Here is a 22,428-nt window from a genome sequence, read left to right as displayed (position 1 = left end):
AAAATTTTCAAAATGTGCATCAGATTTTTATCTAGCATTGGAAAAACCTAATAAGTAAAAGGAACATGGAGTGACTCAATTAAAAAAGGAAGTAGCGCACTATTGGAATCAAGAAAGCTGTGGAACGGAACACACTCAGGCCGAAAAATTTTCTTTAGATTATTTTAAAAGTATCGAAGAATATCGTTATACTATTGAACCAGAAATTTTTTCGTTTGCTCAATTTACACGTTTTCATAAAAAAAAGATTCTTGAAGTTGGCATTGGAGCTGGTACTGATTTTTTGCAATGGATTCGTGCTGGATCTTTTGCATATGGCATTGATTTAACGCAAGAAGCACTTGATAATACCAAAAAAAGACTTGCGCTGGAAAATCTTCAAGCTCATGAATTACAAACTGCTGATGCAGAAAATTTACCTTATCAGAATAATTTTTTTGATTGTGTTTATTCTTGGGGCGTTATTCATCACTCACCAGATACCGTAAAATGCTTAGAAGAAATTATTCGTGTTACAAAACCAAATGGCGTTATCAAAATAATGATTTATAATCGTTATTCTCTCTTTGCTTTTTACCGATGGTTTTTAGCGGGTTTTTGTAAAGGGCGGCCCTTTAAATCACTAAGTTGGATTTTATATAATCACCAAGAAAGCAAAGGAACCAAAGCTTATACTTTTAAAGAAATAAAAAAAATACTAAAACTATATCCTGTAGAAATATCCCAATTGGATGCCACCGTTACTAAGCACGATCTTTTATATTACAAATCAAAACCTATACAATGGTTTGCATATTTGGCAGCCTGTTTATTCGGTTGGCATAAAGCTGGATGGTTTATGAAAATTACGATGAAAAAAAAAGGCTGAGTAAGTATGCAAAAAAAATATGCTATTATTATTGGCGCCGGACCTGCGGGATTAACTGCTGCATATGAATTATTAAAAAAAACAGATATTATTCCCATCGTCCTTGAAAAAAGTGAATATATGGGAGGTCTTTCCCGTACTATAAACTATAAAGGAAATCGTATCGATATTGGCGGTCATCGCTTTTTTTCAAAATCTGATCGGGTTATGCAATGGTGGCAAACCATATTGCCTTTACAAGAGTTAATAAATAACAATATTGAAATCAGTTATCAAAATAAAAAACAAAAAATCACTGAAAATCATAAAGGGCCTAATCCAGATCAAGCTGAGAATGTTATGCTTGTGCGGCAACGAAAATCGCGTATTTTTTTTAATCGTACCTTTTTTGATTACCCATTAAAAATTAATACTGATACGGTCAAAAAAATGGGATTTCTAAATACAATAAAAATTGGTGGCAGCTATCTTTACCGCTCCTTATTTCCAATAAAAAATGAAAAAAATTTAGAAGAATTTTTTATTAATCGCTTTGGCTCACGCCTTTATCGAACATTTTTTAAATCTTACACAGAAAAAGTATGGGGCATTCCTTGCAATCAAATAAGTGCTGAATGGGGCGCACAAAGAATAAAAGGTTTATCAATTGCAAAAGCAGTCAAACATTTTGGCAAACAGTTTTTACCAGCTCATAAAACAGATATTGCACAAAAAGATATTGAAACAAGCTTAATACAACAATTTCTATATCCTAAATATGGTCCGGGCCAAATGTGGGAAGAAGTTGCAAAACAAATCAAAGATCTTGGTGGAATTATTTATACTCATATGAATGTAAAAAAATTATTCGTGCATCATAATATAATTTCAAAAGTTGAAGCCATCAATACTAAAACAAATGAAACTCAAACATTTAATGTTGATTATGCATTTTCAACAATGCCGATTAAAGAATTAATCTGCTCATTAAAAACTGATATACCAGAAAAAATAAAAAAAATCAGCGATGGCTTAATGTATCGTGATTTTATAACAATTGGGATACTCGCCAATAAATTAAAAGCTCATCATAATCACTTAACTGACAACTGGATCTATGTTCAAGAACAAGATGTACACGTAGGGCGTATTCAAATTTTTAATAATTGGAGCCCTTATATGATTGCCGATCCATCAAAAATTTGGATTGGCCTTGAGTATTTTTGTTATGAAACCGATGAGTTATGGCAAAAAACTGAAAAAGAATTAATTGAGCTTGCCAAACATGAACTACACATACTTGGTATAGTAGATAAAGTTGATGTACTCGATGCTACGGTTATTAAAGTAGAAAAAACATATCCGGCCTACTTTGGCACGTATGATCAATTTGATGTACTGAAAGATTATCTGGATACTTTTGAAAATCTCTTTTTAATCGGACGCAATGGTATGCATAAATATAATAATCAAGACCATTCAATGCTTACGGCAATGACCGCTGTTGAAAATATTATTGCAGGAAAAAAAGATAAAACTAATATTTGGGCAGTAAATACTGAACAGGAATATCATGAAACAAAAAATTAATGCCTTACTAATTTTTACTCAAGTTCATTTTGAAGTAATTGCATGGGTTCTTTTTATTTTTATGATTTTTTTTCGTGCTTTAACTTGTTCTTTTACTACTTTTGATCAAGATGAACTTGAAGCAATACATACTGCTTGGAAGATTTCAAAAGGATCAATGGTTTATCGTGATTTTTTTCAACATCACCATCCACTTCTTTATTATTGCTTAATTCCATTAATTAATTTTTTTGGTCAAACGTTGAAAACACTAGTTGCTGCACGTGTTTTAATGCATATAAATTATCTATTGTGCGGTATCGTTACCTATTTAATTGCATCACATATTTTTAATCGTACCAGTGCATTATTGAGTATTTTCTTGTTGTTATTTTCTTCGATATTTAGCAAAGTTATCGAGATAAGACCAGATGGCCCACAGGTATTATTTGGGCTACTCGCTGTTTATTTTTTATTTTTATATTTCGATCGCAAACATTTATTATTGCTTTTTTTTAGTGCTTTATCATTGGCTATTTCTTTTTTATTTTTACAAAAAATACTATTTTTAATTGTGCTTATTGGATTAGTTTTTCTATATAAAATATATCAAAAACAGATCTCATTATTGGCATTAATATTTTATATTTCAATTTTCTGTATCGCACTAATCCCTTATTATTCTTATCTTGTTTATACTAATGCCCTGCATTATTATTTTATATTTAATTGGTTATTTAATATAATGCATCCAGAACGTTTTTATCCTATGCATACTCTTATGGAGCTTTTTTTAAATAAACTTCTTTTATTTGGTTATGCTCTAGGATTGATTTATTACTTACACACACAAAATCAAAAAATTGTCGCCTTTTTTTCTTTAAGTCTTTTATTCATTGCTATTTTTATTGTTAAATTTTCATTCCCTCAATATTACGCTCCGGCAATACCATTTATCGCCATGATTGCAGCATATGGATATTATGTAATTTTTGATGGGCAAAAAGATAAAATTTTATTGATGATTTTTATTATTGCTGCGCAACCTTTCATTTCTTATTCTTTCATTCTTGCTAAAATGATAATTAAAGGAAAAAATAATAATGAGCAGCATGAGAAAATTAATTATGTATTATCACATACAAAGCCAGGAGATACGATATATGATGGCAAAAATATATTTAACATATTTCGTGATGATATTGATTTTATGTGGTTTCAAATTAAACAAAATCATGATAAATCTTCCATCACCGATTTATATAAATCTTTAACTGGAAAATCATATGATATTTATCAAGCAATTGAAAATAAAAAACCTAAAATTATTTCCAACTACTATCTTGATATGGAACACCCAATAATAAAAAATAATTATAAAAAGTCTTTAAAATATAATGATCTATACATCAGAAAAAATTAATCAAATTTCACCAACAGTAAATATCAAAAGCTCCCATATTTCTATTATTATCCCAGTATTTAATGAAGAGAAAAATATTAACCTCCTTTATTTCGAATTAATTAAAGAAATTAAAAAAATGGAGAATTTCTACTCATGGGAAATAATTTTCATTAATGATGGCAGCAGAGACAACTCATGGCATAATATTGAAATATTAGCAAAACAAGATTCACGTATTAAAGGAATTTCTTTTAGTAGAAATTTTGGCCATCAAGCTGCATTAACTGCAGGATATAAGATTGCCACCGGCGATATTGCCATAACAATGGATGCCGATTTACAAGATCCACCAGCTCTAATTTCTGAAATGTTAAAAAAATGGCAAGACGGAGCACAAATTGTATATGCACGCCGCATAGACCGTAATGATAATTTCTTAAAAAAAATAACTGCACTATGGTATTATAAATTACTTTCTCATATTACTGACATAAATATGCCACGCAATGTCGGTGATTTCCGTTTAATTGATAAAAAAGTGCTCGAGTATGTAAAGCATTGTCGAGAAAAATCACCTTATCTAAGAGGTATGGTTGCATGGTCTGGCTTTGAACATGCTTATGTAGATTTTAAAAGGCAAAATAGGATCAAAGGAACAACCGGTTATACCTGGTCTAAAATGCTTAAACTTGCATTTGATGGTGTTACCGGATTTTCATTATTTCCTCTAAAGCTTGCTGCATTTATGGGTGTTTTTGTAATTATTACCGGATCTTTGATGTTTTTTTATATATCAATAGATGCTTTTTTTTATAAAATTAATTATCCTCTTTTTAAATGGCTAGTCACTATAATTTATATTTTTATGGGCATACAGTTTTTGTTGTTATGGGTTTTAGGTGAATATATTGGTAGAATATTTGAACAGCAAAAAAACCGTCCTCTTTATTTAATTAATAAAAAAATTAATTTAGATTAAGTATGAAAAAAAAATGAATAAAAAATTAATATCAATTATTTTACCTATTTATAATGAAGAAAAACATATAGAAAAAACTTATAATGAAATTATAAAAATTTGCCAAAAATTAAATCATTATAAATATGAGCTACTCCTAATAGATGATGGAAGCATTGATAATTCATGGCATATTATTAGACAAATCCAAAAAAAAGATTTTCAAATAAAAGCATTTAGATTTAGTAAGAATTTTGGTTATCAAGCAGCATTAACCGCAGGCTATAAATATTGTAAAGGCGATAATGCAATTACTATGGATGCAGACTTGCAACACCCTCCCATGCTTATAGAAGAATTAATACAAAAATGGGAAAATGGAGCAAAAATTGTTTATGCACGAAGAATAAAAAGAAATGATAATAAATTGAAAAAAATTACTGCTTATTATTATCAATCAATTTTAAATTCAATCGCCGATATTACCATTCCAGAAAATATTACAGACTTTCGTCTTCTTGATAGACAAGTTATTAATGAAATCAACCGCTATCCCGAACGCTCACGCTATCTTCGAGGTATGATTGCATGGACAGGTTTTTCTCCAGAATATGTAGATTTTATGCAACCAGCTCGAGAACTTGATTCTACCAAATATAAGTGGCATCAATTATTTAAAATCGCATTTGACGGAATAATTGGATTTTCAATGCTACCATTAAGAATTTCAGCATTTATTGGTAGCTTTGTCATTTTTTCTGGTATTGCCATGTTAACAATTATTACTATAGATGCATTATTCTTTCATGGTTATTATCCACTATTTAAATGGCTCGTTACCATTATTTATATTTTTATAGGATTGTTATTTATTTTAGTATGGATTCTTGGTGAATATATTGGCAGAATTTATGAAGAATTAAAGGGTAGGCCTTTATTCATTATTAAAGAATCAATTAATTCCTCATTATTATTAAAAGAAAAAAAGGATTGCTATGAATCTGATGCACACACGATTCATTCACTTAAAACAAGCTCTAGCCGGCTATCTAAAAACCGGAATTCCACTCGTTGAATTTGATGGTAATAATATTATTCCTTCTTTAACGGCCGATGATATTGGTATTTATATACTAATTCCTAAAATTGCTACCTTTTTTAATTTTTCTATTGAACATGCAACCAATATATTTTTTTATACAATCTTACTTGTTCCAGCATTAATTGGTACCCTTGGTTTTTGGAAATATTATGAACAATTAACCCATAAAATATTAGCTTCTTTTATTTTAATTTTACTTTGCAGGCAAGCATTTTCTTTGGGCGATGTTTATCTTTCATATTATGCTTGTCCAATAATGCTTATACCCTGGGCTTTATATTTAACAAAAAAAGATAGGTTTAATAATAATATAAAATTATATAGTTTTTGTGCTGGCTTTATTACTGGATTTTTTCAATTCATTAGAGCGTTTTCTGGAATTGATACTGCACTGTTTATCTTAAGCATTTTTTTCTTTAAGTTATCTACTTTTTCTTACAAAAAATATAGTGTTTTAACTGTTTTATTTTTATGTGGCGTTGGAATACCAAGTCTCTATTTTAATCAAGAATATAAAAAATCAATTTCATATTTTCAAAATTTCCACAATAATTTAGCAATTGGAAATAATAAACATATTTTTTGGCATAATATTTATATAGGTTTTGGATTATTAAAACCAGGAAATAACGATAATATTGAATACAATGATAACTTTGGTTTTAGCGTAGCACAAAAAGAAGATCCTATGGTTATAGAAAATACAATCGCTTATGAAGAAATCATTAAAAACAAAACAATTGGTCTAGTAAAAAATAATTTACAATTTGTACTCTTTACTATTTTTGCCAAAATTGGCATTATGCTTTTTTACTTGTTCAAATACGCTAATATTGGCTTATTTTTTGCATTAATATATCGAAAACCTTGGTATCTAGAGTTACCGTTTTGGATTTCTTTAGCTTTTTATGCATTATTCCCTATTCTGACTATGCCAACCTTACCAGAATATTCACTTGGTTTTATTACCTGTGCAGCATTATATGGATTAGTAAGTATAAATTATGCTATTCAGCAAGGTTTTTGTAATGATATAAAAATGTTTTTTAGACGAATTATTATGACATTTAAATCATTAAAAACTACATAAAAAAATGAAATTAATGGATTGTCGCCTCGTTCATATTTTACAAACATATGCCGGATATCAAAAAACCGGGGTTTCTCTTATTGAATTTGATGGTGCTTCATTATTACCATTTTCTGCTGCTGATGATATTGGTATTTATATTTTTATACCTAAGCTCGCTTCATTATTACAGATACCCATCCAGCAAACGATTAATCTTTTTTTTTATGGACTAGTTAGTGCGGCATGGCTCATAGGTTTAGTAGGATTTTTTTTCTATTATCAAACATTATTACCACGTTTAATTAGTTTTGTAGGATTAACTTTAATTTGTCTTTTTTCTCTCACTATTGGCGATACTTATCTTTTTTATACTATCTGTCCAGTTGCATTGATTCCTTGGAGTTTATACTTTTCTACAAAAAAAATGTCTCCTGTTTCATATTTATTTTTTTTTCTGGCTGGCATCACTATAATGTTTTCTCACTATGCACGAGCACATGCTGGTCTCGCTTCATTATTTTTTATTAGTTGGCTATTGATAACGCAAAAAAAATATTCATTAAAAAAAAAGACTATCACTCTTTGCTTATTACTCCTAGGTCTTTATTTGCCAGTGATCTATGTCAATTATACCTATAAAAACTATAACTCTTTTTTAAAACAAAATAATATTACAGATCCTTTTATTGGTATAACTAATCATATGCTCTGGCATCCTATTTATGCCGGATTAGGATTTTTATCTTTTAAAAATACTGATAATATTCGCTGGGGAGATTCTTTTGCTGCCCAAAAAGCACAATCCATAAATCCTAATGCTCACTACAACACCCCTGCATATGAAAAAGTGTTGAAAAATGAAATTATAAAACTTATTAAAACAAATCCAACTTTTATTATCGCCACCATATTTGCAAAGCTTGGAATTTTATTATTATATCTAGTAATTTTTGCCAACATAGGCCTAATTGTTGCTTTTTTTTATCCAAAACCCTGGCAAATAGAAACTGCTTTTTGGGGTGCTTTTGTTTTAAGCAGTGCATTTCCGCTTTTAGTGCTTCCTATTACTGAATATTCCTTAGGATTTATTACTTTTGCTGCCTTATACGGTATTACGAGCATAAATAAATTATTAAGTAATAGCTCTTAAATTATTTTGGCAATCTATTTGACCTTTAATGTTTTGCAAATAATAATATTATATTAAATTTATAGATTTTTTTCTCTATGAAACAACTTGTATATTTATTTTATATCTTTATTATTAGAATTATTACCATTAATATTTCAGAGGATAAATAAATAAAAAACATTTAAATTATAGGGGTCTAATATGATAAAAAAATACCTAATTCTCAGCCTTTCTTTTGGTTTTGCGTCACTTTTTACTATACTTCAAGCTGAAGAAATTAAAAAATCTCCCGTAATTGCAGTATCTGATAATGATTTTGAAACAAAAGTATTAAAGGCAAAAAAGCCGGTTATTGTTGATTTTTTTGCTGAATGGTGTGGACCGTGCAAAAAGGTTAAACCTACTTTCGAAAAACTTGCAACACAATATGCTAATCAGTATATTTTTGTAAGCATTGATATTGATGTTGCTAAAAAAACAGCAGCAAAATATAAAATCACACAGATTCCAACTTTTGCCATTTTTAATAAAGGCAAGCTTTATGGTCTTTCTGTTGGTACTTTAAATGAAAAAACTTTTGAAGAAGATGTTAAAAAAACATTGGCTCACAATCCCGATGAAGCACCTTTATCCAATGCACCACAAATACCAAATGAAATGCTTTTATTACAGGCAATTACTACACAAAATACTAATCAAATAAAACAACTTATTAAAGACGGTGTTGATGTTAATCACAAATTTAAAATGCCTGTTCCAATGGGAGAAAATAGAGGAAAAGAATGTGAATATACACCTCTTTCCATTGCCTTAAGTTGTAATTTAAAAGATGTAGTAGAAACACTTCTCGATGCGGGTGCTTCACTAGATTTTACTTTTAAAAATATGTTTGGCCAAGAGGTCAATGCTCGTCAAAATCTTGAAAAAACTCTTGAAGAAACAATAAAAAGCATGAAAGAAATGCTCACCTTCCTTGATCAATATCAAGAAAAAAATAAAAAATAATTATATTAAAAAGGGCAGAAATCTGCCCTTTTATTTTTCTACTATTCCCATTTTATCGTTATTCTTTCTAATTCATTGCTGACTCAATTTTTAATTTGCTATTATTTAATAGATAGGAGTTGCAATGAATACTGCTAAAAAAATTTTGATTATTGTTGCATTGATTGTACCTTTGTTTTTTATAGGGGCTTATCAGTTCCACCAATATAAACAAAATAAACTACCTGATATAGAACAAGCATTTGATAAAAAAAATATCGTACCTGTCGTCATTATTGGTTCAGGACCAGCTGGGCTAAGCGCTGCTTTGTATACTGCGCGTGCAAAATTAGGCACTATTGTTTTTAATGGTCATCAACTTGGTGGACAACTTGCAGATGTTCGGCAAATTGAAAATTGGCCCGGCAAAAAAAAGGCTTCTGGTTTAGAAGCTATCGATGATCTTTTAGATCAAGCAAAACATTTTGGTGCACAAACTATTAACGATACGATAAAAAAAGTAAATCTTGCAACCTGGCCTTTTGTAATTATTACCGAAAATAATTTAGAATTGCACGCTCTCGCACTTATTATTGCCACTGGCCGCATCGCAAAAAAATTAAATGTTCCCGGAGTGGAAACTTACTGGGGAAAAGGCATTGGCGTATGTACCATTTGTGATGCTCCTTTTCATAAAGGACAAATTGTTGCTGTTGTGGGTGGTGGTGATACTGCCGGTGATCGTGCTTTACAATTGGCAGCCTATGCAAAAAAAGTGTATATGTTTGCTCGCAATCCCCAACTTGATGCTTCTGGTACTGTACAAGAATATTTAAAAGAAACCCCAAACATAGAAATCTTATATAATACAGAGTTAAAAGAAATTGATGGTGACGGAAAAAATATTAACAAAGTAGTTTTAATTGATAATAAAACACAAAAAACATTTAGTTTACCTATTCGCGGACTTTATTTTGCTATCGGTTATCATCCAAATTCAGATATTTTTCAGTCGTATCTTAAAATTGGTTCTGAAGGCTTTATTCTTCTTAAAGGAAGAACGCAACATACTAATATTCCTGGTGTATTTGCTGCTGGTGATGTTACCGATAAAATATATGGCAAAGCAGGTGTGGCAACCGGAAGTGGCGTTAAAGCTGGTATGGATGCTATCGATTTTATGCAAGATATAGGTTTTAATCAAGAAATAGCAAAACAATTAAGCCCACAACTTTTCAAACCAGATACTACACCACGTATTGATATAAAATTAATCACTTCAACTGAACAGCTTGAGCGAGTAATTAAAGAAAATCCGTTAGTTTTAGTGGATTTTTATGCCGATTATTGTCCTTCATGTAAAAACTTATTGAGCTATTTAGAAGAAATGGGAAGTATATATGAAAATAAAGTACATATTATAAAAATTAATCATGAAAAAAATCCTGAAATTGGTAAAAAATTTGAAATTACTTCAGTACCATCATTTATTGCTTTCAAAAATGGCAAATTAATTGAGAAAAAAAATACTATTCGCACCAAAAAGCAATTAGGTGATTTTTTTGAAAAAATAATTACTAAATAATTTTTGAAATATAATAATAATCCATAACTAAAAGACATAAATCGGATGCCGTGCACAAAGTGTTTTAACTTCTTTCCTGATTTTATCGAGCCATAAATCATCATCGCGATGCTCTAGTGCTTCATGCATGAAATGTACAATCTGTATAGCTTCATTCTCTTTTATACCGCGTGTACTTATAGCAGGCGATCCAACCCGAATACCACTCGTTACCCATGCCTGTTCTAAATCAAAAGGAATACAACTGCGAGAAACAGATATTCCTACGCGCTCTAAAATTTGTTCTGCAAGTTTACCGGTAATACGTTGATTTCTTAAATCAATAATAAATAAATGCGTGTCAGTACCGCCACTTACAATACGATAACCGAGCTCTTGAAATGTTTTAGCCATTATTTTTGCATTAGCAAGTACTTGTTTTTGATAATCTTTAAATTCTGGCTCAAGTGCTTGTTTAAACGCTACTGCTTTTCCAGCAATAACTTGCATAAATGGACCGCCTTGTAACCCCGGCATTACCGCTGCATCAATTTTTTGAGCAAAATCTCGCTTACACATAATCAAACCGCCACGCGGGCCACGAAGTGTTTTATGAGTGGTACTCGTTACAAATTCTGCATGCGGAAAAGGATTTTCATGCAAGCCTGTAGCAACCAAACCAGCAATATGGGCAATATCAGCCATCAAATAGGCCCCAACTTGCTTAGCGATTTTTTTAAAACGGGCAAAATCTATAGCACGCGAATAAGCAGATGCCCCAGCAATAATTAACTTTGGCTTATATTGTTCAGCAAGTTTTTCAATTTCATCATAATCAAGCAACTCTGTTTGACGATTTACCGTATATTGAATGCTGCTATATAATTTTCCTGAAAAATTTACTTTATGGCCATGCGTTAAATGACCGCCTTCAGCAAGGCTCATACCCATTATCGTATCGCCAAAATTAAGTGCTGCAAAATAAACGGCCATATTTGCTTGAGAGCCAGCATGTGGCTGTACATTTACATGTTCAGCATGAAATATTTCTTTACAACGCTCTTGTGCTAACAACTCTACTTTATCAACAAACTCACACCCGCCATAATATCGCTTACCTGGATAGCCTTCTGCATATTTATTAGTTAAAACAGAACCCGTTGCTTCCATTACGGCCAAAGATGTGTAATTTTCAGAAGCGATTAAATCTAGCGTTGTTTCTTGTCTTGTTTGTTCTAATTGAATAAGAGAAAATATATCAGTATCGATTTTTGCAAGATTTTTCATTTTTTTTCCTTCGTAAATAAATATGATAGAAGTCTAAAAAAGATCCCGTTACTAATCAAATGAGATTTTTAAATGCAAAAAAACACCTAAATTAATTGCTTTTTATGAATATATTTTTATACTAAATATTAGGATATTTGACTTTATTAATTAGGAAAGGCTTTAGTGTGATTTCAGCTGGAGATCTTCGAAAAGGAAGTAAAATTCTATATAAGAGTGAGCCTCATGTTGTTATTGATTTTCAATGGACAAAGCCAGGCAAAGGTGGTGCATATATCCGCACAAAAATGAAAAACCTTATCACAGGCCTTACCATTGAAGGTACCTTCCGTTCTGTAGAAAAATTGCCTGTCCCTGATCTTTCCTATAGAGAAATGCAATATTTATATGCTGAAAATGGTCAATATAACTTTCTTGATCAAGATAATTATGAGCAAGTCATTTTAAATGAAAATCAAATCGAAGAAGTAAAAAAATATCTTAAAGATGGTATTGTTTATACTATTTTATATTTTTCTGATAGACCTATAGCAGTAAACCCTCCTTTGTTTATTGAATTAAAAGTAGCAGATACGCAACCAGGTGTGCGTGGTGATACTGCACAAGGTGGTGCTACAAAACCGGCAACCTTAGAAACTGATTTAGTAGTACAAGTACCACTATTTATTAATGAAGAAGATATTATTAAAGTAGATACCCGTGATGGTAGCTATATTGAACGAGTTTCTTAACCAGCATCTTTTATTTTATCGAAATACTAATATGGACAATAATGCTTCCACTCACTGGTTTGAATCATTATCGCAACGCGATAAACGTTCTTTAATTTTTCATTTATTATATGCTGCTGATAGTTATGATTATCAAGTAAGCCTTGAATCACTCGTTGATAACTTAAATCGTGGATTTGAATTAAATATTCCACTTGATAGTCAAATAGTAACTACTGCGCAAAATATAATTGATAATCGCGAAGCGTTAGATGAAATATATAAGCCCTTATTAGCTAATTGGCGTTTTGAACGCGTTGGTGTATGCACTAAACTTATTTTGCGCTATGCAATTTGGGAAATGCACCATACCGATACCCATTCAAATATTATCATCAACGAAGCTATTGAATTAGCTAAATGCTTTGCAGAAAAAGATGCCTATAAATTTATTAATGGCATTTTAGATGAAGCATTAAAGCAGCTACCTAAAAAATAACCTTATTATTTTATCTTACATATCTGTATTTTATCACCTAATATATATAAGCAATTTTGCTCAAATGCATTGGAATACTGTGTAACAAAAATATCACAATTCAATTTTGGGATATTTTTGATAGAAAAATAGTAAGAACTATAGTCTACCATCTGCCTTTCTGCTCCAATAATTAAGCAATCTGGCAATAGTTCACTTATATAATATTTTATTAATGAGTAGTGTGTGCAACCAAGAATTAAGCAATCTATATTTTCTTTTTTTAACGATTGTAAATATTCAATAAGTTTATTTTTAATCGCACTTTGGTTCATCGGATATGCTTCAATCAGGGGAACTAAATCAGGACATGCTTGCTGAAAAATGCTCTCAAATTGATTTAAACTCTGCAGTAAATCATAATAAATATTACTTTGGATAGTTGCAGTTGTTGCGATAATGCCAATTTTTTTTGCTGATATATCGCATAAAGACTGAATAACTGGCTTGATAACACCAATTATTGGTAATTCCGGATACCGTGCACGTAGATAATCAATAGTATGGGCAGTAAGGGTATGACATGCAATAATTATCGCCTCTACTCCTTGTAAAAGCAAAAAATCTACATTTGCTAAAGCAATTTTTTTTAATTGCTCTGGAGTTTTTTGGCCATAGGGGATATTTTTTATATCTGCTAAATAAAGATAGTTGCTAGGGGTATATTCTAGGAATTTTTTCAAAATAGTTAATCCACCAAGCCCGGAATCAAGAAAACCAATTTTATTTATTACTTTCTTTTTCACGAATATTTTAACAGATTATTTTTATATAAAAAAATTAAAAAAGCTCATTTAATATGAGCTTTTTTAATTTTTTTCTTATTTTTTTATAGATCAGGATAAAATTGATTAATTTCTAATGCAGCAGTTTCTCGGCTATCAGATCCATGTACCGCATTTGCACCAATATTGTTACCGTAAAGTTTACGAATTGTGCCTTCTTCTGCTTTTTCTGGATCAGTTGCGCCCATGAGATCGCGCCATTCTTGTATCGCATTTTCTTTTTCTAATACCATAACAACAATTGGTCCCGAGCTCATAAATTCAACAACTTCATTAAAAAATGGTTTATCTTTATGAACTGCATAAAAAGAACGAACTTGATCTTCACTTAATTGCATTTTTTGCATACGAAGAATATCAAAGTTATTTTTTTCAATCATTGCAATAATGTTACCGGTATTTTTATCAGCTACCGCATCAGGTTTAATAATTGCTAACGTTCTTTCTTTCATTCTTTTATCCTTCGCTGTCCGTATTTTCTTCTTTTTGCCGTGCCGCATGTTTTTCAAGTTCAATCTGTAAAAGAGATTTTGGTTTGTTCGCTTGTTGTTCTTCGAATTTTTTAGCTTTAGGAGCAGCTGCAGATTTTGTTACTTTTGGTTTTTTAGTTTCTGCTGTCGCTTTAGCTTCCTTCTCATCAAGTTTGAGACTCAACCCAAGCTTGCGATCTTCTCTATTTACTTTAATAACTCGAAATTCAGCTTTTTCGCCTACTTTTAGTACATCTTCAACTTTATCAACATTTTGAGTTGATAATTCAGAAATATGCACAAGGCCTTCAATGCCGGAAGGTAATTTAATAAATGCACCAAAGTTAGTGATCTTTGATACTTCACCTTCAACAATACTTCCTGCTGGATACAATTCTTCAATCTTATCCCAAGGATCTTCTGCTAACTGCTTAATACCGAGCGAGACACGTTTATTCTCTTCATCAATGCCAAGAATAACCGCTTCAACTTCATCACCCTTCTTGAAAATATCTGCAGGATGATTTATATGCTCAGTCCATGAAAGATCAGAAATATGTACAAGACCATCGATTCCTGGCAATAATTGAACAAAGATACCAAAATCAGTAATGTTACTAATTGTACCTTTAATTTTATCACCAATTTTGAATTTATCATGAAGTTTTTTCCATGGATTTTCTTGCAATTGCTTGATACTTAATGACATACGTCGATTATCTTTATCAAGTGAAACAATAACTGCTTCAACTTCATCACCTACTTTAAAGTGACGTTTAATATCATCAATACGATCGATCCATGAAATTTCAGAAATATGCACAAGTCCTTCAACGCCTTTAGCTATTTCTATGAAAAGGCCATAATCAGTAATACTGGATATTTTGCCTTTAACTTTAGCGGCAATTTCAAGATCCTTGGTAACTTTTTCCCATGGATTTTCAGTAAGTTGCTTCATACCTAGAGAAATTTTTTCATTTTCTTTATCAAATGAAAGTACTTTTACTGAAATACGGTCGCCAATCTTCACTAGTTCACTTGGATGAGCAATGCGCCCCCAAGTCATATCAGTAATATGAAGTAAACCATCTACGCCACCAATGTCGATAAATACCCCATAATTGGTAATATTTTTAACGATACCTTGGATAACTTGGTCTGCTTGCAATCCTTCAAGAATTTTTTTGCGAGATTCGGAACGAATTTCATTAAGATATTTACGACGAGAAATAATAACATTTCCACGTTTTTGATTAATTTTTATGATATAAGCATTGATTTGTTGCCCAACAAATTGATCGAAATCAGTTACCCGTTGTAAATCAACTTGTGAACCTGGCAAGAATGCAGGAATACCAATATCAACACTTAAACCACCTTTAACTTTATGAGTTACCAGGCCTTCTACCGGTTTTCCTTCATCATAAAGCTTCATGATGGTATCCCACGCTCTCATTGCTTTTGCTTCTTCGTAGGAAATACTGAGGTTTCCATCAACATTTTCTAATTCTTCGAGCATTACATCGATATCTTGGTCTACTGCTAGTTTTTTACGTTCATGCTCAGAAAATTCATACCAAGGAACTAAACCATGCGATTTAAATCCAATATCGACTAATACACCATCATCATCGAGTTTAACGATTTTTCCGGTGACAATTTTTCCTTGTTTAATTGAATCAAACATCCCTTCATATAAAGAAGAAAGTTCATCCAATTGTTCTTGATTAAGCTCGAAATCCTCTTCATCTTGCCAAACTGGCTCTACATGACGAAAATGGGATCCTTGAATAACGGTCTTTGACATCAAAACTCCTACGACTTGTACTAAAAAAGGCGGGGGTTAGAGGTTAAACATATACTATTTACAACATTCTTAAGTAATTGTACCAATAAATTGCACAATTGGCAAATCTAAAAGCACAATAGAGCCTTCAGGAGAAGGCTCTAGAATTTTTGAAGGAAAAGTAGCTTATTAAAAAAAATTACTCAACCAACTTTCACTCAGAGCAATTCTTTCAATCTCATCAATTAACGCTTTAAGTTCAACAGATTGAGTATAAACACTATCTTTTTTAAAACAAAATTCATCTATTTTTTCTCTGATTGAATGAATATTAATTTTTTGTGCTTGTAGTTTAATTTCTTCATTTAAATTTCTTTTAAATTCATCCTTATTCATCAACACAGCTTTTTCTAAGTTCTTCTTTAAATTTTGTATATTTTCAGCATAATTTTTACAATATTGTTTATATTTTAAGCAAGAAAAAAAGATTGATAGTAAACTGCATGCAGTGATACCGGTAGTTAAAAATGCATGATTACTGCACCAATCATAAATACCATATGGGTTGATTGTCATTGGACGATCTAATAACCACTGTGTCCAAGTATGAGCTACTTGTTTTCCTACAGTTGGCAATGACATAGGATATGAAACATTTGAACAAACTACACTAATAAATAGCATAGACAACATAACTTTTTTTATATTCATAAGAAATTCCTCCATTTATCCATTTTAGGCTTGTGCCTTATTTTTCAGGATAAACAAATCATTTAATTTGTCAATTGGATGCCGAATTGCATATTTAATTTTTATATATTTTTCAATTGAAATTTTTATAAGCAATGTTAAAATTATTTTATTTTTCATTAGGAATGGTATGATTTTTTAAAAAGCCCTTGATTGACAAATCTATATTCTCTTCTATACTTGAACTAAATACTAATATTAAATTTTAGAGCACACAGCTCATAGATTAAGTTTACCAAGCAAAATCAAGGAATGCTTAATGATATAGAGAGCTATAAGTGCTCGATAAAATCAAAAGGCTTTTCTTCCTATGAAACAAACTAAACAATTTCGTGATTTTTCATTAAATTCTCATATTATAACTACACTTGAAAAAATGGGTATTCATACTCCTACTGAAATTCAAGAAAAATCGTTACCTATTTTAATGGTACCCGGTAAAAATGATTTTCATGGTCAAGCACAAACCGGTACTGGTAAAACACTTGCTTTTGGTATTCCTTTGCTTCATCATATCGATTTAAAAAATAAAGAAACTCAGTCACTTATCGTAGCGCCTACCCGAGAATTAGCTTTACAGATTTATGAAAGTCTTGAAAAATTAGCACGGGGAATGTCTATTTCAATTACCACTATATATGGTGGTGTTTCTTTTGAACCGCAACGCAATCAATTAAAAAAAGGTACGCAAATTGTGGTCGGGACGCCTGGCCGTATTAACGATCATTTACGTAGAAAAACACTATCATTAAGAAATGTACATACTATTGTACTCGATGAAGCTGACATCATGCTCGATATGGGATTCAAAGAAGAAATCGATGAAATTTTAACTTTTTCTCAGCCCGATCGAAACATTTGGCTTTTTTCTGCTACCATTAAAGGTGGTATTAAAGAGATTCAAAAAAACCATATGCGTAATCCTTCATCAGTAAGAGTAAGCCAAGAACAAGTTACCAGTTCAACTACACAACAATATTTTTGCATAGCACCGACGCAATATCGTTTTGAAGCACTATGTAGATTTATTGCAAGCGAACCAGACTTTTATGGCTTTGTATTTTGCCAAACTAAAATTCAAACAAGTGAAATTGCTGAAAAATTAGCCGCAAAAGGTCATAGTGTTAATGCTTTGCATGGTGATATGAGCCAAGTTAACCGTAATCGCGTAATTACCGATTTTAGAAAAAAGAAATTTTCAATTTTAATTGCAACCGATGTGGCTGCACGTGGTATTGATGTTTCAGATATTACTCACGTTATAAATTATCAAATTCCAGAAGATCGTGAAAGCTATGTTCATCGTATTGGCCGTACAGGCCGTGCAGGCAAAGAAGGTGTATCAATAACATTTATCCACCCAAGAGAACAACGATATATTCGTGAATTAGCAGCAAAATTTAAAAGCACTATTAAGGAACTCCCTATTCCATCAGTTGAATGCATTATGGGTCAACAAGAGAAAAAAGCTCTCGCTTATGTAGCTGCTAAAATTGAAAGTACAACATCATCTAAAAAGCAATTATCAAATTTATATGAATCTATTCAGCAACTTTCAGATGAGCAGCGAAATACACTATTAATTGAACTTTTACATGAAAAGTTTTTTAATCAGGTAAATACTGATACATTAACATTTTCAAATAAAACTGAAAATAATAGATCATCTGAACAAGGATTCATCGAATTATGTATTAACATAGGCATGCAAGATGGCGTAACAAGAAATGATATTCTTCATCATCTGACTATCGATGAAAAAATTGTTAAAAAACAAATTGCAAAAGTACGAGTAATTCAAAAACGTAGCTTTATTTTGATTCCACAAAAAGCACAGGGCCTTGTCGCACAATTAGAACAAAAGCAATTTAAAGGCAGGCGTTGGCGCTTAGTTAATTAAAATAAGGGAAAATGGAGGTTTTCTCATGAAAAAAGTATTTAATTTTATTTTTATATTCGTAAGTATCTTTTCAAGTTTTTATATTTCTAGCATGGAAAATTCTCTTTTTTTGAATTCGAATGCAAAAAGGATTATTGCAGTACCCGATTCAATGGTATTTAAGAATCATGCAGAAATAAAAAAAATAATTACTGGTAATACCGTAAGATCTTTAGGTTCAAAATATCTTAGCCCTTGGACAATACTGCGTATTCCATCTGTTGCCTATAATCTTTCTAAAAATAAAAATGGACTACCAAAAGGATTAAGCAATATTATTAATACTGTTTCTGATCAAAAATTTCAAATTAAGTTATCAACTGATGAAATTGATGGCTTAAATAAGATTATTATTTCTCCATCAACTAAAAAAGATTTTTTAGATTTTTTACTAGAAATGAAAAAATTAAATTTTTCTTGCATTCTCTTTTCTAATCAGGACTCTTTAGAACATGAAGCTTATTTAGACAAATTAAATTCCATGCTCGATCTGTCTGATTATTTTTATGGCATAGTTACCATTCCGTTTAATAAAAATAATCAGAAAATTAAATCTTATATTGAAAAAGGATTTAACTGGTTTGAATCTCCAGAACCATTTCCAAATGATTTGTATCTAAAAACAATACGAGCTTTAGCCAATAAAATTGTTCTTAACAGCCCTATTCATCTTATTACTAAAAAAGATTGCAAATTAAATCAAGAGTTAACTACTCAATTGAATATTGCTCCGATAGAATTTGAATCAATAGAACAACTAAAAAATTATTTTAATCAATTAAGCATTGAAGAAGAAAAACTTTCAAGTAATAATCTAAAAAAAGAAGAATCAGATGATGAAAATGAAAAATTTTTTGATCCTGATGAAGATGAAAGTCTTATCATAGACGAATCAAATGAAATTTTTCCAAGCACTGAGAATCCTGATGTTCAAAAAACCACAGATATAGCAATACAAACTGAACCCTCCATCAACCCTACAAATACAGAATTAAACGATACCACTAAGACCAAAGAATCAAGTATTGAAGAAAATAATAATTCTCAAAGCAATAAACCAATCTCAAATAAACCCGCATCAATTGCTTCAAAGTTTTCTTTTTTTAATAAAAATTTTTTTGCTGGCGTGGTTACCGGTATTGCCTTAGTTACCTTTGGCTGGTGGTTAAAAAATAAGCTTTCAAAATAAGTAGAAATACCTTCTCATCTTTTTATATAATGTTAATGAAACTAAACCTTTAGAGGTTTAATTGGCTTTTTGATTGCATATTTGAAAATTCATCAATATTTTAATTTAAATTTATGCCTTTTTTGACAAAATAATATATTCATGTGATAGTAAAAAAAGGTTATATGAATATGGAGGATTCTTATGAAAGCTAACAAACTAGCTTCTTACTTTTTTATTATCACACTTGTTCTTCATTCTATTCCATCTTTGTATTCACAAGAAACTAAAAAACTTTCTAAAGATGAAGTTATTCTTGCATGGGATTTTCATGGGGTATTGGTCAATCAAGAACCTTGGCTCATGATAAAAAAAGCATTTTCTATATTGTGGAAATCGAATAACAAATGGGAACTTATTTCGCTTATCACGCAAGCGGGATCAGAAGCATATTCTTTAAATAAAGCGTGTAGCTCTGCAGAAGATTTGCTTATAAAACTTATTGCAAAATACCCGGTATTAAAAAAATATGATCAGGAACTGATGGAGCTTGTAAATTTACAAACACCTAATCAAGGCGCAATCGACAGTTTAATAGAAATGAAAAATAAAGGCTTTCAGAATTATCTTGCTTCTAACATTGGTAAAAGATCATTGGCAATAATGCAAAGCAAATATCCTAAAATATTTGAGCAATTTAAAGGTTCCTTTATTCCAGAAGATAACGATAAAGATATAGCAAAACCATGCGTAGAATATTATATCGGACTACGTAAATATTTAATTAAACAAAATCCTAATAATTCACAAAAACCAATTTTATTTATTGATGATCAAATTGATAATATCAAAGGCGCTGAATCCGCAAAGGTAAATATTGAAAGCATTCACTTTAAAAATGCTGATCAACTGAAACAAGAATTTAATAAATATCTAAATCTAAATACTACTTTGTGATAATAAAATAAATGGGGACACTATGAAATTACTTAAGCTTTTTTCTGGAATACTTTTAATATTTTCTTTTATATTAAATGCCAATCCATTGGCAACCAATTGGCAACAAGAGTTTCATCTCGATTGGGATTCTGTTAATTTATCTGATGATATATTTTGGTCTTCACTCACTTTTCCTAAAAATTTTAAATGGGGCGTAGCTACAAAAGCATCTGATCTTGAAGGTACGAGCACTCATAGTGGGAAATTCATTCAAAATGATTATACCATCAACAATCCAGATCGAGAATTTGATGAAGGTTGTGATAATTGGAATGATTATATTAAAGATATTGAACTCCTCAAAAAATTAGGGGTCAATCAATATCGTTTTAATATTCCCTGGGAAAAAATAGAACCAGAAGAAGGACAATTCGATGAACAGGCAATAACTCATTATATCGATTTATGTAAATATTTGAGAAAAGAAAATATTGAGCCAATTGTTTGTCTTTTTCACTTTAGATTGCCACTTTGGTTTGCAGATCAAGGACGTTTTGAAAAATCAGAAAATATGCAAAAATTTATTCGGTTTGCCCAATTTGTATTTGATAATTTAAATAAATATGTTTCCACGTGGATTACCTATAATGAACCAATTGCTTATGTAATGGAAGCGTATCATACCGCTAAATATCCGCCATATAGAAAAGGATTTTTTTATTTAAGACAAGCTGGAACCGTTCTTAAAAATATGCTTAATGCTCACGTAGATATTTATCAAGCATTCAAAGAAAAAAATCCTGAAGCACAAATTGGTTTTGTAAAAATGTTTCATATGCTTGATAGCTACCAAGATTTATTTGCTGAAAAATTGATCATAAAAGGAGCAAATCATATTATTTATGATTCTATTTTTGAATTTTTTAAAACAGGCCATTTTAATTGGTTCTGGCTTATGCATGATTATAATCCTAATGCTACACAAGCGCTTGATTATATCGGGGTAAATTATTATAGCCATGAGCTTATTCAAGCTACTGGTTATTTTTCTCACAAACGCTTAAAGGCGCGAGAGTATGAATCAAAAACAGAACTTGGCCGTGCTATTTACCCTGAAGGTTTATATCGTGCAATTTTAAAAGCACAAGAACTCAATGTCCCTATTTATATTACTGAAAATGGCATTGCCGACCCAAATGATTCTTTGCGTAATGAATTTATCAAAAAACATCTTTATATAATCAACTGTGCGATTAATGACGGTATTCCTATTAAAGGATACGCTTATTGGACGTTTATGGATAAATCTGGTTATGGATTGTATAAATTTGATCCTAGAAATAAAAGTAAAATATTGAGAAGTGATGCAATACCATTCGTCAACTTTCTTGCTGAGCAAAAATTATTAAATCGAGTTTAAGTT

20 protein-coding genes are annotated in these 22,428 nt (G+C 30.8%); 15 read left to right on the top strand and 5 right to left on the bottom strand.

Translation table 11 applies throughout. The features are described from left to right. The first annotated feature begins 70 nt into the window (after positions 1 to 70). From WDZ41_03485 to WDZ41_03445, 9 genes are all read left to right on the top strand, one after another. Positions 71 to 868 carry a class I SAM-dependent methyltransferase gene (locus WDZ41_03485; GenBank protein ID MEX0940397.1) on the top strand — a complete coding sequence of 266 codons (798 nt, stop codon included), beginning with the start codon at positions 71 to 73 and terminating at the stop codon, positions 866 to 868. Between the two features lie 6 nt (positions 869 to 874). After that, positions 875 to 2,437: an NAD(P)/FAD-dependent oxidoreductase gene (locus WDZ41_03480; protein ID MEX0940396.1), complete on the top strand. Its 1,563-nt coding sequence runs from the start codon at positions 875 to 877 to the stop codon at positions 2,435 to 2,437. Next, the gene (locus tag WDZ41_03475; GenBank protein ID MEX0940395.1) at positions 2,421 to 3,839 is read left to right on the top strand and encodes a glycosyltransferase family 39 protein; all 1,419 of its coding nucleotides are present in this window, start codon (positions 2,421 to 2,423) and stop codon (positions 3,837 to 3,839) included. The genes WDZ41_03480 and WDZ41_03475 overlap by 17 nt, the downstream gene beginning before the upstream one ends. Continuing rightward, positions 3,814 to 4,800, top strand: a complete 987-nt coding sequence (locus WDZ41_03470; protein MEX0940394.1) for a glycosyltransferase family 2 protein — start codon at positions 3,814 to 3,816, stop codon at positions 4,798 to 4,800. The genes WDZ41_03475 and WDZ41_03470 overlap by 26 nt, the downstream gene beginning before the upstream one ends. A gap of 13 nt (positions 4,801 to 4,813) precedes the next feature. Beyond that, positions 4,814 to 5,854, top strand: a complete 1,041-nt coding sequence (locus tag WDZ41_03465; GenBank protein MEX0940393.1) for a glycosyltransferase family 2 protein — start codon at positions 4,814 to 4,816, stop codon at positions 5,852 to 5,854. Then, a complete protein-coding gene (locus WDZ41_03460) occupies positions 5,775 to 6,971 on the top strand; it encodes a hypothetical protein (GenBank protein ID MEX0940392.1) in 1,197 nt (398 codons plus the stop codon). The genes WDZ41_03465 and WDZ41_03460 overlap by 80 nt, the downstream gene beginning before the upstream one ends. A 4-nt stretch (positions 6,972 to 6,975) precedes the next feature. Then, positions 6,976 to 8,103: a hypothetical protein gene (locus tag WDZ41_03455; GenBank protein MEX0940391.1), complete on the top strand. Its 1,128-nt coding sequence runs from the start codon at positions 6,976 to 6,978 to the stop codon at positions 8,101 to 8,103. A gap of 183 nt (positions 8,104 to 8,286) precedes the next feature. Then, the gene (locus WDZ41_03450; GenBank protein ID MEX0940390.1) at positions 8,287 to 9,090 is read left to right on the top strand and encodes a thioredoxin domain-containing protein; all 804 of its coding nucleotides are present in this window, start codon (positions 8,287 to 8,289) and stop codon (positions 9,088 to 9,090) included. A 124-nt stretch (positions 9,091 to 9,214) separates the two neighbouring features. Next, positions 9,215 to 10,654 carry an FAD-dependent oxidoreductase gene (locus WDZ41_03445; protein ID MEX0940389.1) on the top strand — a complete coding sequence of 480 codons (1,440 nt, stop codon included), beginning with the start codon at positions 9,215 to 9,217 and terminating at the stop codon, positions 10,652 to 10,654. 27 nt (positions 10,655 to 10,681) lie between these two features. On the opposite strand, the gene glyA is transcribed toward WDZ41_03445, so the two are convergent. Beyond that, a complete protein-coding gene (gene glyA, locus WDZ41_03440; GenBank protein MEX0940388.1) occupies positions 10,682 to 11,920 on the bottom strand; it encodes a serine hydroxymethyltransferase in 1,239 nt (412 codons plus the stop codon). A gap of 167 nt (positions 11,921 to 12,087) precedes the next feature. On the opposite strand from glyA, the gene efp reads away from it, so the two are divergent. Beyond that, complete coding sequence (gene efp / locus WDZ41_03435; protein ID MEX0940387.1) at positions 12,088 to 12,651, top strand: elongation factor P; 564 nt, start codon at positions 12,088 to 12,090, stop codon at positions 12,649 to 12,651. A 31-nt stretch (positions 12,652 to 12,682) separates the two neighbouring features. Then, on the top strand, positions 12,683 to 13,129 hold the full coding sequence (nusB, locus tag WDZ41_03430; protein ID MEX0940386.1) for a transcription antitermination factor NusB: 447 nt from the start codon (positions 12,683 to 12,685) through the stop codon (positions 13,127 to 13,129). A gap of 5 nt (positions 13,130 to 13,134) precedes the next feature. Here the strand turns inward: nusB and murI are convergent, their stop codons facing one another. The 4 genes from murI to WDZ41_03410 all read right to left on the bottom strand — a co-directional run bounded on the left by murI (position 13,135) and on the right by WDZ41_03410 (position 16,920). Continuing rightward, positions 13,135 to 13,914: a glutamate racemase gene (gene murI, locus WDZ41_03425; GenBank protein MEX0940385.1), complete on the bottom strand. Its 780-nt coding sequence runs from the start codon at positions 13,912 to 13,914 to the stop codon at positions 13,135 to 13,137. 83 nt (positions 13,915 to 13,997) lie between these two features. Then, on the bottom strand, positions 13,998 to 14,405 hold the full coding sequence (ndk, locus tag WDZ41_03420; GenBank protein MEX0940384.1) for a nucleoside-diphosphate kinase: 408 nt from the start codon (positions 14,403 to 14,405) through the stop codon (positions 13,998 to 14,000). A gap of 4 nt (positions 14,406 to 14,409) precedes the next feature. Beyond that, on the bottom strand, positions 14,410 to 16,230 hold the full coding sequence (locus WDZ41_03415) for a 30S ribosomal protein S1 (GenBank protein MEX0940383.1): 1,821 nt from the start codon (positions 16,228 to 16,230) through the stop codon (positions 14,410 to 14,412). Positions 16,231 to 16,398: 168 nt separating this feature from the next. After that, entirely contained in the window at positions 16,399 to 16,920 is a 522-nt protein-coding gene (locus WDZ41_03410; GenBank protein ID MEX0940382.1) for a hypothetical protein, read from the bottom strand. Positions 16,921 to 17,269: 349 nt separating this feature from the next. Here WDZ41_03410 and WDZ41_03405 point away from each other — a divergent pair, with 349 nt between their 5' ends. The 4 genes from WDZ41_03405 to WDZ41_03390 all read left to right on the top strand — a co-directional run bounded on the left by WDZ41_03405 (position 17,270) and on the right by WDZ41_03390 (position 22,425). Next, entirely contained in the window at positions 17,270 to 18,859 is a 1,590-nt protein-coding gene (locus WDZ41_03405; GenBank protein ID MEX0940381.1) for a DEAD/DEAH box helicase, read from the top strand. Between the two features lie 25 nt (positions 18,860 to 18,884). Next, the gene (locus WDZ41_03400) at positions 18,885 to 20,087 is read left to right on the top strand and encodes a hypothetical protein (GenBank protein ID MEX0940380.1); all 1,203 of its coding nucleotides are present in this window, start codon (positions 18,885 to 18,887) and stop codon (positions 20,085 to 20,087) included. Positions 20,088 to 20,270: 183 nt separating this feature from the next. Then, positions 20,271 to 21,023, top strand: a complete 753-nt coding sequence (locus tag WDZ41_03395; protein ID MEX0940379.1) for a hypothetical protein — start codon at positions 20,271 to 20,273, stop codon at positions 21,021 to 21,023. 22 nt (positions 21,024 to 21,045) lie between these two features. Next, complete coding sequence (locus WDZ41_03390) at positions 21,046 to 22,425, top strand: family 1 glycosylhydrolase (protein ID MEX0940378.1); 1,380 nt, start codon at positions 21,046 to 21,048, stop codon at positions 22,423 to 22,425. Positions 22,426 to 22,428: the final 3 nt, after the last annotated feature.

The sequence above is a fragment of the Candidatus Babeliales bacterium genome, assembly GCA_040879965.1.
Classification (GTDB): Bacteria; Babelota; Babeliae; order Babelales; family JACPOV01; genus JBBDJI01.
Note: the sequence above shows the minus strand (reverse complement) of the source record. Positions and strands in the feature narration are given on the sequence as shown.